Here is an 11403-nt window from a genome sequence, read left to right on the forward strand (position 1 = left end):
TGCGGCTCCAGGCCAGATTCCAGGTGCGCCCCGGACGGCAAACCGTCAGACGACATGGCGGCCCTCCCCGCAGCCGCGCACCCGCGGCAACGGCTCCACCACAGGCCATTCATGCAACATTAACCACTATTTCAAGCGATATCAGATAGTTGATCAGATTTTCACGGTGAAAAGCCCTGTTTTCACCGTGAACGCGCCTCCGGCAAGCTCCCGGAAACCCGCCTCTCAGCTCTCCCGTGCGGCGCGATACCAGCGGACGATCGCATCGCGTTCGGACTGTTCCATGAACGAGGCATTGGCCGGCGGCATGGCATGGGTCACACCCGCCTGGATGTAGATCTGCCGGGCGGCCCGGAGCACGTCGTGATCGGTCTCGAGCACGATCCCGCGCGGCGGCCAGTGGATGCCCTCATAGAACGGTTCGCGGGAATGGCACATCGAACAGCGCCCCAGCACCGCGTCGCGGGCCTCCTCGAATCCCGGCGTCTCGGCCAGGACCAGCTCGGTGCCGCTGAGCGGCAAGGCCTCGGAGACGTCGAGCGAATCCTCCGAATACATCGGCCGGGTCGACAGCCACATGATGAGGATGAAGAGGACCGCGGTCGCAAGCCAGGTCCAGCGCGGCTCGCCCTTCCGGGCATGCATGGTGTTGAAATAATGCCGGATCGTGACCCCCATCAGGAACACGAGCCCCGCGATCAGCCAGTTGTATTCGGTGGCGAAGGCGAGCGGGTAGTGGTTCGAGAGCATCAGGAACACGACCGGCAGCGTGAGGTAGTTGTTGTGGGTCGAGCGAAGCTTCGCGATCTTGCCGTATTTCGGATCCGGTGCCCGACCTGCCTTGAGATCCGCCACAACGATCCGCTGGTTGGGCATGATGACGAAGAACACGTTCGCTGTCATGATCGTCGCCGTGAAGGCCCCGAGATGCAGCATCACCGCCCGGCCGGTGAAGACATGGTTGTAGCCCCAGCCCATGACGAGCAGCAGCCCGAAGAGGAGCAGCATGAGCAGCGTGGGCTTCTCGCCGAGCGGCGATTTGCAGAGCCGGTCATAGATCAGCCAGCCGATCGAGAGCGAGGCCGCCGAGATCAGGATCCCCTGCCAGACCGCCAGATCCGCCTTTTCCGGGTCGATCAGGAAGAGCTTCGCCCCCGCCCAGTAGACGATCATCAGCAGCGCCGCCCCCGAGAGCCAGGTCGAATAGCTCTCCCATTTGAACCAGACGAGATGATCGGGCATGTTCTCGGGCGCGACCAGGTATTTCTGGATATGGTAGAACCCGCCGCCGTGGACCTGCCATTCCTCGCCATCGGCCAGCGTCGGCACGAGGGGCTTCCGGAGCCCGAGATCGAGGGCGATGAAGTAGAAGGACGATCCGATCCAGGCGATTGCCGTGATCACATGCGTCCACCTGACGGCAAAGGCGATCCATTCCCAGATGATGGCGGCTTCGAACATCCATACTCCCCACGCTTCGGGCCCAGAACACGGTCTCGCCGGCAGTATGGGGTGGTGAACCTGCCCGTGCCAAGGCAGATTCGTTGCACTGCGGCAATATTGGGCAGTTGCCCGGGGTTTCAGCTGCCGCGATAGGTCGAGAAGCTGTAGGGCGAGAGCAGGAGCGGCACGTGATAATGCGTCGGATCGGCCATGCCGAAGCGGATCGGGATGATGTCGAGAAAGCGCGGAGTTTCGCCCGGCGCCCCCGTCGCATCCAGATAGGCCCCGGCGGCGAAGACCAGCTCGTAGGTGCCGGGGGCGAACTCGGGTTCGGGCAGGATCGGGGCGTCGGTCCGGCCATCCGCATTCGTCACCGTCTCGCGCAGAAGCGTGCGATCCTCGCCTTCGATCCGGTAGAGCGCCACCGCCATCCCGGCGGCGGGCGTTCCGCGGGCGGCGTCGAGCACATGGGTGGTGAGATATCCGGCCATTGCTGTTTCCTTTCCTGAACTGCGGTCCTGTGGCTCGGCAGCGAGCGTATTGCACCGCGAAAGGAAATGCGATGACATGCGGTATGGCCCCGGAGCCGGCCGATGCCACCGACCCGAAGCGTGACGGAGACACCCCGATGAAGCGATACCCCCGAGACATGCACGGCTATGGTGCCCGCACGCCCGATCCGAAATGGCCGGGGGGCGCGAAGATCGCGCTCCAGTTCGTCATCAACTACGAGGAGGGCGGCGAGAACGCCGTGCTCCATGGCGATGCCGCCTCCGAAGCCTTCCTCTCGGAGATCGTCGGCGCCGCGCCCTGGCCGGGCGAGCGGCACTGGAACATGGAATCGATCTACGAATACGGCGCGCGGGCCGGCTTCTGGCGCCTCCACCGGCTCTTCACGGAAATGGACGTGCCGGTGACGGTCTACGGGGTCGCGACAGCGATGGCCCGGAGCCCCGCGCAGGTGCGGGCGATGCAGGAGGCGGGCTGGGAGATCGCGAGCCACGGGCTCAAGTGGATCGAATACAAGGCCTATGAGCCGGAGGCGGAGCGCGCCCACATGCAGGAGGCGATCGCGCTCCACGAGGCGGTGACGGGCGAACGCCCGCGCGGCTGGTATACCGGCCGTTGCTCGGCCAATACCGTGCGGCTCGCCGCCGAGGAAGGCGGCTTTGCCTATGTCTCGGACAGCTACGCCGATGACCTGCCCTACTGGAGCCGTTTCGGGGAAAGGGACCAGCTCATCATCCCCTACACGCTCGACGCCAACGACATGCGCTTTGCAACACCGCAGGGCTTCAACGCGGGCGACCAGTTCTTCGCCTACCTCAAGGACAGTTTCGACGCGCTCTATGCCGAGGGGCTTGACGGCGCGCCGAAGATGCTCTCGATCGGGCTCCACTGCCGCCTGATCGGACGGCCGGGGCGGGTCATGGCGCTCCGCCGCTTCCTCGAGTATGCCAAGAGCCACGCCGATGTCTGGTTCGCGCGCCGGATCGAGATCGCCGAGCACTGGATCGCGACCTTTCCGCCCGACCGCCGCGAGCGACCCTCCGAAATGACGCGCGAGGCGTTCGTCGCGGCCTATGGCGGGATCTACGAGCACTCGCCCTGGATCGCCGAGGGCGCTTGGGCGCTGGAGCTCGGGCCGGCGCATGACACGGCGGCGGGGCTGCACAACGCACTCACCCGCATCTTCCGGAGCGCGAGCCCCGAGGCGCGGCTCGGGGTGCTGACCGCGCATCCCGATCTGGCGGGGAAGCTTGCCGAAGCCAAACGGCTCACCGCCGAGTCGACTGCCGAGCAGGCTTCCGTCGGGCTCGATGCGCTGACGGATGCCGAGCGTGCGGCCTTCACCGAGCTCAACGACGCCTATACCGCGAAGTTCGGCTTCCCCTTCATCATCGCGGTGCGCGACAACACCAAGGCCTCGATCCTCGAGGCATTCCGCACCCGGCTCGGCAACAGCCGCGAGACCGAAATGGCTACCGCCTGCGCCCAGGTCGAGCGCATCGCCGAGCTGCGACTCGCGGACCTGCTGCCGGCATGAGCGGTAGTGGCGAGGACGACACGATCCGCAGCGAGCCGCTGACGGCCGAAGCCTTCGCCCCCTTCGGCGACGTGCTTGAAGCCGAGGGCGCGCCCGACCGGATCATCAACCGCGGGCTCTGCGGGCGCTGGCACGACCGGGCGCAGCTCGATTTCGGACCGGATGGCCGGGCGGGGCTGAACCTTTTCAAGGCCGAGCCGAGGCGCCTGCCCTACCGGCTCGACATGGTCGAGCGGCATCCGCGCGGCTCGCAGGCCTTCGTGCCGATGAGCCGGCATCCGTTTCTGGTGATCGTCGCCCCGGATACGCCCGCGGGCCCAGGGCGGCCACGGGCCTTCGTCACGGCGGCGGGACAGGCGATCAATTTCCACCGCGGCACCTGGCACGGGGTGCTGACACCCCTGCACGCGCCGGGCCTCTTTGCCGTGGTGGACCGGATCGGCGACGGAGCCAATCTCGAGGAGCACTGGTTCGACCGGCCCTGGGACGTGGTCGCGGGCTGAGCCGCGGCGCCGCTCCGGAGCCGGACCAATGCCGTTTTCACTCTCGTGCGCGGCCCCGGCTATTCGGGCCGCGCGCCTCCGTCCATGTCCGAACGCGCGCGCAGCCACGTCGCAAACGCGCGCAGACGATCCGCCACCCGGTCAGGATCCAGCGCATCGGGAGTGGTCGCCTGCTCAAGCAGATAGAGGATCTCCCGCCCCTGTTCCGGGAAGCGCGCCTGAAATTTCCGGACATGATCCTCGAGGGTTTCGGGCCAGTCCGTGTCGGACGGGTGCCGCAGGATGTTGGTGGACCGGATGAGTTTGCGGGCGGCGGCCCGGATGACACGCCGGGCATGCTCCGGGGCAGGCTCTTCTGCAATCCGGCCCAGATAGCGTTCCAGAACCTGTGCGACATCGCCATTGATCGCCACGGCGACTGCACGGGAGGGCTGGAAGAGTGGAAGTGCGTCACGCAGATCGGCGCCCGCGAGACACCGGCAATAGTGCTTCAGCCAGACCTGCCATGCGAGGCGCGTGTCCGGGGCGAAAACGTCCTCGATCGAGCCGATATCGAAATCGATCTTGCTGACCACGGGGTGCTCGGCCTCGATCGCCCTGCGGATCCTCTCGAAGTCCGCCCGCTCCGCCTCCGTGGGCGGCGCCTTCAGGACCAGGCAGAGGTCCAGATCCGATATCCCCGGTCGCGCCACCCCCGCGGCCACGCTGCCGTAGACATAAAGGCTGTGAAGGGGCGAAGGGGCAGCATCCGTCAGCTGCGACGAGACCGCCTCGAGCACCGGACGGAACGCGGCCTGAAAGGGGCGGTCCTCCACCGTGCTGAGCTTGCCATTCCGATCGACAGTCATCTCTGGAGGTGTCGCTTGCGCATGACGATGCGCCGCCCCGGCGCAGGGAGTGAAGACCGTGGCCTGCCTGCCCGGAGAGGGGCTCGGGGGAGCCCCCTTCCGTTATTCGGCCGCCCTCGGCAGTGCGGCGCCGCCAAGGGCCGGCGCACGGAGGGCGAGCGGGGCGTGGCGGTTCATGTCCTTGTAGAGCAGGTAGCGGAAGGTGCTGGGCCCGCCGGCGTAGCAGGCCTGCGGGCAGAAGGCGCGGAGCCACATGAAATCACCGGCCTCGACCTCGACCCACTCGTCATTGAGCCGGTAGACGCCGCGCCCCTGCAACACATAGAGCCCGTGCTCCATCACATGGGTCTCGAGGAAAGGGATGACCGCGCCCGGCTCCATGTTGACGATCGTCACATGCATGTCGTGGCGCATGTCGGACCAGTGCACGAAGCGGGTGGTGGACCAGCGGCCCTCCGTGTCGGGCATGACCTCGGGCGCGATGTCGTTGTCGTTGGCCAGGATGACATCGGGCAGGTCGATCCCCTCGGCGGCCTCGTAGCGCTTGCGGATCCAGTGGAACCGCGCCGTGCCCTGCCCCGCCACGCGCAGCGACCAGGGGCAGCCCGGCGGCAGGAACACATAACCGCCTGGCACGATATGATGTTTCTCGCCGCGGATGGTGAGGTCGAGCTCGCCCTCCATGAGAAAGAGCACGGCCTCGGCGCCCGGATCCGGCTCGGGCTGGTCCGAACCGCCGCCCGGCGAGACTTCCATCAGATACTGCGCGAAGGTCTCGGCAAAGCCCGACATCGGCCGGGCCAGCACCCAGGCAAGCGTGTTTTCCCAATGCGGCAGGCGGCTTGCCGTGATGGAGCTCAGCACGCCCTTCGGGATGACGGCATGGGTTTCGGTGAAGACCGCGCGCCCGGACAGGAGCTGCGACTGGGGCGGTAGGCCGCCCATGGAGGGATAGTACTTGTGCTTCGACATGGTATCAGTCTCTTCCGGACACTTCCGGTTTCGGGCGCAGCGCAACGCCATGGGGAAGCGGGCGGAGAGTTCCGCGCGCCGCGCGTTTCCCGTCCTTAGACCACCCGACCCCGACAGTTCAACCTCGGCCGCCGGTCATCACCTTGCCGAGGAACTGCGCCTTGCGGAGGTAGAGATCCTGCATGTCGAGATCCGAGACGATACGCTGGCGCGCCGCGGCGCGGCGGGCCGCGCTGTCCTCCGGATCGCGGAGCGTCTCGATGACCCGGGCGGCGAGCGCCCCCGCCTCGCGGAGATCGACGAGCCGGGCGGAGCTCTCGTCGGCGAACTCGAGCACGGGGGCCGTGTCGGAGACGACCATTGCGCAGCCGGTGCTCATCGCCTCGAGCATCGACCAGGAGAGGACGAAGGGCACGGTCAGGTAGACATGCGCATCCGATCGGCGGAGCAGCGCGAGATAGTCGGGATAGGAAAGCCGCCCGGTGAAGATCACCCGGGCGGGGTCGAGGTCGTGCTCGGCCAGCGCCTTGGCCTTCCAGTCGGTCTTGCGCTGGCGGCTGCCGCCATAGGCGACGCGGTTCTCGCCGGCAATGAGCGCCACCGCCTTCGGATCGGACGCGAGGATCTCCGGCAGCGCGGCCATGAAATCCGGGAAGCCCCGGTGCGGCTCCATGCCGCGGGTCGCATAGGTGACGACGCGGGCGCCTTCGGCCACGAGCCCCCCGAGTGTCGCGCGCCGGGCCGCCGCGTCGGGGCTGAAGAAGGTGGTATCGACCCCGTCGTGCAGCACGGTCAGCGCCCGGCCGAAGATCGGCGGAAACTGCGAGGCCTGAAAGCGCGTCGGGCAGAGGGCGGCACTCGAGGCGGCCAGATCCATCGCGATCGGCGCGTTGCGCGACTGCTCGAGGATCGCCCCTTCGAGCGAAGCGGGCACCGGCTCGCCGGTGAGTTCCGAAAGGTATTCCACATCCGCGCCGGGATGGCGGTACCACCATTCGCAATAGGCAACGAAGCGGGCCTCCGGAAAGACCTGGGCTGCGAACATTCCCGCCCCCCAGCCGGAATGGGCGACCACGAGGTCGGGGCGGTATCCCGCCTTGCGCGCCTCGAAACCCGTGCGTGCGAAGGCCTGGGCCTTCAGCACCGCCTTGTCCATCGGCTGCGCATAGGGGTGCGTTTCGGGCGAAGGCTCGCGATGTGGTGCGTAGGTCAGCACCCGGATCCCCTCGGCCGCTGCCCCCTTCGCTTCGGTCGCGAAGGAGATCTCCCAGCCGCGGCCCGCAAGCCATTGTCCGAAACGCCCGAACTGCGCAGGGAAGTTGTCGTGAATGAACAGGATGCGCGGTGTGCGGGCCATGGTCCTCTCTGTTCCGTGTTCGCGATCAGCCGAACCACATGGAGAGGATGCCGAAGCCGAGCGAGCCGAGCGCGATGACGAGTGCTGAGATGGCGATGGCCCGGAGGCCGCGGTCGGAGCCCGTCTCCAGATCCGCGGCACGCTCGGGCCGCGCCTCGAGACGGGCCTGCACCACCTCGACACGCTCGAGCATCTCGCGGAACCGTTCGATGGCGGCCTCGTCGGCGCCGGCGGCGGCCGTCTTGCGGAAGCGGGCGAGCTCCGTGCGGAGGGCGATCACCTCCTCGAAGACCCGCTCCGTCACCCGACGGTCGGGATCGGAGGAGGGCCCGGCCTTGCCGATCGGCCTGAGCACGCCGCGGGCGCCATCGGGGGCGCGCGCGATCGCCGTCACCGCGAAGGCCATGCCCGGCTCGACCGGCGGATCGATCTCCGCGACAAAACCGTATTTTCCGGTGCCGATGCCGTTTTTCACCAGATCCTCACGATGGCGGTCCGCGCGGACCGTGGCGACGAGCCGGCCTTCGCGAAAGATTTCCACATCGACGGCGACGCTAGCATCCGAGCGGTCGATTGCCCAGCCCGCGACACGGCCGGGGCGCGAGACGTCGATGACACCGTTGAGCCGGGGGCCGGAGCCCTGCGCGGCCCCGGAGGATGCCTCCTCGGCGGACGCGGGATCGGGGCTCGCCTTTTCGGGGGAATCGTTGTCCAGCATGGCGCCTCTGCTGCCTCCTTCAGAAAAACGTAACGGTTTGTCACCCCAATCGGGGTCTCACCCCCTGCCTAGCGCGGGCGGGTTAACGATCCGGCAAGGTGCGGGTGCGGGATGCGGAGTATTGTGAAGATTGCCGCGGGCGCGCTCGCAGGGCTTCTCGCCGCGGCGCCGGGGCTCGCGGCAGGCCAGCCCGTCATCGCCGGGTCGCCCGAGACCGTCTTCGACTGGGCCGCGGCGCGTTGCGAAACCTGGGACATCCCCGACACTCCGGCGCGTGCCTGGCGCACGCCCTCCGGCCGGGTTCGCCTCGTCGCGGGATCGGAACGCAGCCGCATTGCCGAGGGTCTCTCGCTCGCGACCCTGCGCCACGGCTGCCGCGTGGCCTATGAGGGCGCGGAGCGCGACGATCCCGCCGCCTATGACGACCGGGCCTGGATCGCGGCCACCTGGGCCGAAGGCACCCGGGTCATCGCCCTCGCTCATGTGGAGTATCACGGCCATCTCCGGCCCGGGCGCTGCCCGGCGGGCGATTACATGGCCTGCTGGCGCAACGCGATCCTCGAGCTCGTCTCGGAGGACGGCGGACAGAGCTTCACCCGCCGCGGCCTCGTCGCCGCGCTCCCCTATCCCTACCCCGAAGGGGCGGGAAAGCGGGCAGGCTATTTCAGCCCGAGCAACATCTTCCGCCGGGGCGACTATCTCTACGTCTTCGTCTTCGCCGAGGCGACGGGCGCGCAGAAGCGCGGCGCCTGCCTTCTGCGGCGCCCGGTCGGTGGGGGGCCAGGCGACTGGCGAGCCTGGGACGGTGCGGGCTTCACCCGCGCCTTCGCCGATCCCTACCGGCAGGCCATCAGCGACCCCGGCGCCCATGTCTGCGAGCCCGTGCCGGGGATCCGCAGCACGATCTCCAGCGTGGTCGAAGACGGGCGCAGCGGCCGCTTTCTCGCCGTGACGCCGGCGACGCTCGAGGATGGCGATGGGGTCCGGCAGAGCGGTATCTGGTGGACGCAATCGGCAAACCTGATCGACTGGGCACGCCCGCGCCTGCTCCTCGCGGTGCCGCTGCTCTGGCGCCGCGACTGCGGGGCGGAGGCGGCCTATGCCTATCCCTCGTTCCTCGACGGCGATGGCCCCTCGGCCAATCTCGACGTGGTGGAGGGCGGCTTCTGGCTCTATCTGGTGCGGATGCCGCTCGGGGAGGATTGCTCCGTCGGCCCCGAGCGGGATCTCCTGCGCTATCCGGTCAGCCTGCCTGACGGATGGGATCGGCCTTGAAGGAGGCCGCAAGCGCCTCCGGATCGGCGAGATCGGCAGGCGTGAGAACGCGGCCGGCGAAGGGCTTCACCGCCCCCGAGCCGATCTTCTCCTCGAGGATGCCGAGCGCCGTCTCCACATCGTCGAAGGGCGCCGCGAAAAGATCGTAGATCGAGTAGTTCCACCATTGGAGCGCCAGCAGCCGCTCGACGATGGCATCGGGGAAACGCAGGCGCAGGACCCGGCCCGGCGTGCCGACCACGATGGCATAGGGCGGCACGTCCCTGACCACGGTGGCCCGCGCCCCGATGATCGCGCCAGCACCGATGGTCACGCCCGACTTGATGAAGGCCCCCTGCCCGATCCAGACGTCCGGGCCGAGCGTGGTGATGGGGCAGCTGTCGGGGAAGGGCCGTCGGTTGGCGCGCACGAAGGGCAGGTTCGGCCCGGCCATCAGCGCGTCCCAGCCGTTCACCTGCGGATAATAGGCGGTGCGCGAGGTGGTGAGCCAATCGGTCGGGTGCTCGTGGGCTCCGATCACCACGCCGCTGGCGATCGAGCAGTAGCGTCCGGCCCGAAGGTTGTTGATCGTTCCGCCCGAGAGATTGCAGAAGGCCCCGACATCCAGAAACGCCCCCGGGGTGACGGTCGAGAGGATCGCCACCGGTGTCTCGATGCGGGAGTTCGGGTGAAGGCGCCGCACCTGGGCGAGCCCGGCGAGCTTCACACCGGCGGGTTCGAGGGCTGCGCGCAGCGCGCGGGTCACGGAAATCTCTGCAAGGTGATCTGTCACTGGTCTACTCACGGCATGCTTCTGAAATGGAACGCGGAAGCGTCAGGCGCTTCGCGCAACGGATGCAGGCGGCGCCTCCGGCTGGACCGCGAGCGCCTGCTCGATCTGCTCGAGGCAGGTGCGGCTCGGCTCATGGGCGGGATTGAGATCAACGGCATGGGCCTGCGCATCGCGCGCGCCTTCGAGATCGCCGAGGCTCCGCAACACCACACCGAGGAAATGCCAGTATTCGAAGTTCTCCGGCGCATGCGCCGTGGCCGCCCGCGCGGCCTCCGCCGCCTCGGCCGCGCAGCCGGAACGGAGCAGGTATTCGCCGCGGATCCGGTGCGTGGGCGCATGATGCGGAAGCCACGAGACCGCGCGGCCGAGGGCTGCCATCGCCGGCGCCGTCTCGCCCTTGTCCCAGGCAAGCCGCGCGTCGCGGATGCAGATCTCCGCCTCGAGCCGCCGGATATGCCGCGTGTTCTCGACCTGGAGTGCCGCGGCGATGGCGGCGAAATCCCCGAGCGTCGCCGCCGCCCCGCCACAGGTTTCGGGATAGGAGCTGAAATCCTCCGGGAAAAGGCTCGCAAGATCCGGGAAGTGCCGCACGCGCACCGCCTCGTTCGAGGCCCGGAACATCGCATAGAACGCTTCTGCCGCGGCGCGGGCAGGCTTGGCGCCGCTGCCGGGAAAATGCTCGGCAAGGCTTGCCGACAGCGGGCCGAGCACCGCATCGAGCGGCAGGCCTTCGATCGGCGTCACATGGCCATTGAGGTGGCGCAGGAATTCCTGCGCGGCGGGATTGACCGATTCGTTCTGGTTGCCGGTGGCAATGAACTCTTCCGGCGCCCCGATCTCCCAGGTCTCGAGGAAGTCCTGCACCACGGAGCCGCCGCTCAGCCGCTTGCGATCGAAGAGGCGCACGGTGACGTTCTCGCGGCCGAAGGCATCCTCCCAGAGCCGGAGCGAGCGATCGTAGTTGAAGTAGGGATCCTCGCCATTGGTGCGGGGCAGGATATCGCCCTCGGTCCCGCCGCTCTTCAGCCGGGTGGAGTAGAGGCTGACGGCGACCTGATCCTGGCGGCGGAGATAGATCGAGATGCGGATCTCGTCGAAATGCGGTGCGAGAAAGCGGCGCAGCGTCTCGACCTCGTCGGGGCTGGTGAGGCGGCTGTGGCAGTGTTCGTTGCAGAAGATCGCGGTGCGCGTGCCGTCGAGCTCGGCCTTCGCCGCCGCACGCATCCGTTCGCGCATCGGCCGGACATCGCTCGGGGCATGGATCCCCCACTGCGCCCGGATCGCATCCATCCGCATCGGGGACATGGCGAAGGCCGCGAGCCCGGTCTGGTTCACCTCGCCGCAGAAGCGGGGATAGACGAACCCCTTCTCCGCGAGCCGGCTGCGGTTGGCGGCGAGAAACGCCTGCAGGCTGGTCGTGCCTGTCTTCTCCGTACCGATCTGGATAATCGCGCGTCTTGTCATGGGT

Annotated in this window: 11 protein-coding genes; 3 read left to right on the plus strand and 8 right to left on the minus strand. The window is 68.0% G+C overall.

Annotated elements, in window-relative coordinates; genetic code table 11:
• Window positions 1-225: 225 nt before the first annotated feature.
• On the minus strand, window positions 226-1461 hold the full coding sequence (locus ACF66B_RS09165) for a urate hydroxylase PuuD (protein WP_111431419.1): 1236 nt from the start codon (window positions 1459-1461) through the stop codon (window positions 226-228).
• A gap of 119 nt (window positions 1462-1580) precedes the next feature.
• A complete protein-coding gene (uraH, locus tag ACF66B_RS09170) occupies window positions 1581-1934 on the minus strand; it encodes a hydroxyisourate hydrolase (protein ID WP_111431420.1) in 354 nt (117 codons plus the stop codon).
• A gap of 137 nt (window positions 1935-2071) precedes the next feature.
• On the opposite strand from uraH, the gene puuE reads away from it, so the two are divergent.
• Window positions 2072-3490: an allantoinase PuuE gene (gene puuE, locus ACF66B_RS09175; RefSeq protein ID WP_111431483.1), complete on the plus strand. Its 1419-nt coding sequence runs from the start codon at window positions 2072-2074 to the stop codon at window positions 3488-3490.
• On the plus strand, window positions 3487-3993 hold the full coding sequence (locus ACF66B_RS09180) for an ureidoglycolate lyase (protein ID WP_111431421.1): 507 nt from the start codon (window positions 3487-3489) through the stop codon (window positions 3991-3993). The genes puuE and ACF66B_RS09180 overlap by 4 nt, the downstream gene beginning before the upstream one ends.
• Window positions 3994-4052: 59 nt before the next feature.
• Here the strand turns inward: ACF66B_RS09180 and ACF66B_RS09185 are convergent, their stop codons facing one another.
• The 4 genes from ACF66B_RS09185 to ACF66B_RS09200 all read right to left on the minus strand — a co-directional run bounded on the left by ACF66B_RS09185 (window position 4053) and on the right by ACF66B_RS09200 (window position 7888).
• A complete protein-coding gene (locus tag ACF66B_RS09185; RefSeq protein ID WP_111431422.1) occupies window positions 4053-4841 on the minus strand; it encodes a nucleotidyltransferase domain-containing protein in 789 nt (262 codons plus the stop codon).
• A 102-nt stretch (window positions 4842-4943) separates the two neighbouring features.
• On the minus strand, window positions 4944-5813 hold the full coding sequence (locus tag ACF66B_RS09190) for a bifunctional allantoicase/(S)-ureidoglycine aminohydrolase (RefSeq protein ID WP_111431423.1): 870 nt from the start codon (window positions 5811-5813) through the stop codon (window positions 4944-4946).
• Between the two features lie 118 nt (window positions 5814-5931).
• A complete protein-coding gene (locus ACF66B_RS09195; protein ID WP_111431424.1) occupies window positions 5932-7170 on the minus strand; it encodes a glycosyltransferase in 1239 nt (412 codons plus the stop codon).
• 25 nt (window positions 7171-7195) lie between these two features.
• Window positions 7196-7888, minus strand: a complete 693-nt coding sequence (locus tag ACF66B_RS09200; RefSeq protein WP_111431425.1) for a hypothetical protein — start codon at window positions 7886-7888, stop codon at window positions 7196-7198.
• Between the two features lie 123 nt (window positions 7889-8011).
• On the opposite strand from ACF66B_RS09200, the gene ACF66B_RS09205 reads away from it, so the two are divergent.
• Entirely contained in the window at window positions 8012-9163 is a 1152-nt protein-coding gene (locus tag ACF66B_RS09205) for a hypothetical protein (RefSeq protein ID WP_162683396.1), read from the plus strand.
• Here the strand turns inward: ACF66B_RS09205 and ACF66B_RS09210 are convergent.
• The gene (locus ACF66B_RS09210; protein WP_392664759.1) at window positions 9132-9947 is read right to left on the minus strand and encodes a CatB-related O-acetyltransferase; all 816 of its coding nucleotides are present in this window, start codon (window positions 9945-9947) and stop codon (window positions 9132-9134) included. The two genes, ACF66B_RS09205 and ACF66B_RS09210, sit on opposite strands and share 32 nt — an antisense overlap.
• Before the next feature lie 30 nt (window positions 9948-9977).
• Window positions 9978-11399: a hypothetical protein gene (locus tag ACF66B_RS09215; RefSeq protein WP_111431427.1), complete on the minus strand. Its 1422-nt coding sequence runs from the start codon at window positions 11397-11399 to the stop codon at window positions 9978-9980.
• Between the last annotated feature and the right edge of the window lie 4 nt (window positions 11400-11403).

The organism is Amaricoccus sp. B4 (assembly GCF_043226085.1).
Lineage (GTDB): Bacteria > Pseudomonadota > Alphaproteobacteria > Rhodobacterales > Rhodobacteraceae > Amaricoccus.

What these genes read in the sequence shown, in the direction of transcription:
- ACF66B_RS09165 (WP_111431419.1), bottom strand. Translation starts at nt 1,461, where the DNA reads ATGTTCGAAGCCGCCATCATCTGGGAATGGATCGCCTTTGCCGTCAGG.
- uraH (WP_111431420.1), bottom strand. Translation starts at nt 1,934, where the DNA reads ATGGCCGGATATCTCACCACCCATGTGCTCGACGCCGCCCGCGGAACG.
- puuE (WP_111431483.1), top strand. Translation starts at nt 2,072, where the DNA reads ATGAAGCGATACCCCCGAGACATGCACGGCTATGGTGCCCGCACGCCC.
- ACF66B_RS09180 (WP_111431421.1), top strand. Translation starts at nt 3,487, where the DNA reads ATGAGCGGTAGTGGCGAGGACGACACGATCCGCAGCGAGCCGCTGACG.
- ACF66B_RS09185 (WP_111431422.1), bottom strand. Translation starts at nt 4,841, where the DNA reads ATGACTGTCGATCGGAATGGCAAGCTCAGCACGGTGGAGGACCGCCCC.
- ACF66B_RS09190 (WP_111431423.1), bottom strand. Translation starts at nt 5,813, where the DNA reads ATGTCGAAGCACAAGTACTATCCCTCCATGGGCGGCCTACCGCCCCAG.
- ACF66B_RS09195 (WP_111431424.1), bottom strand. Translation starts at nt 7,170, where the DNA reads ATGGCCCGCACACCGCGCATCCTGTTCATTCACGACAACTTCCCTGCG.
- ACF66B_RS09200 (WP_111431425.1), bottom strand. Translation starts at nt 7,888, where the DNA reads ATGCTGGACAACGATTCCCCCGAAAAGGCGAGCCCCGATCCCGCGTCC.
- ACF66B_RS09215 (WP_111431427.1), bottom strand. Translation starts at nt 11,399, where the DNA reads ATGACAAGACGCGCGATTATCCAGATCGGTACGGAGAAGACAGGCACG.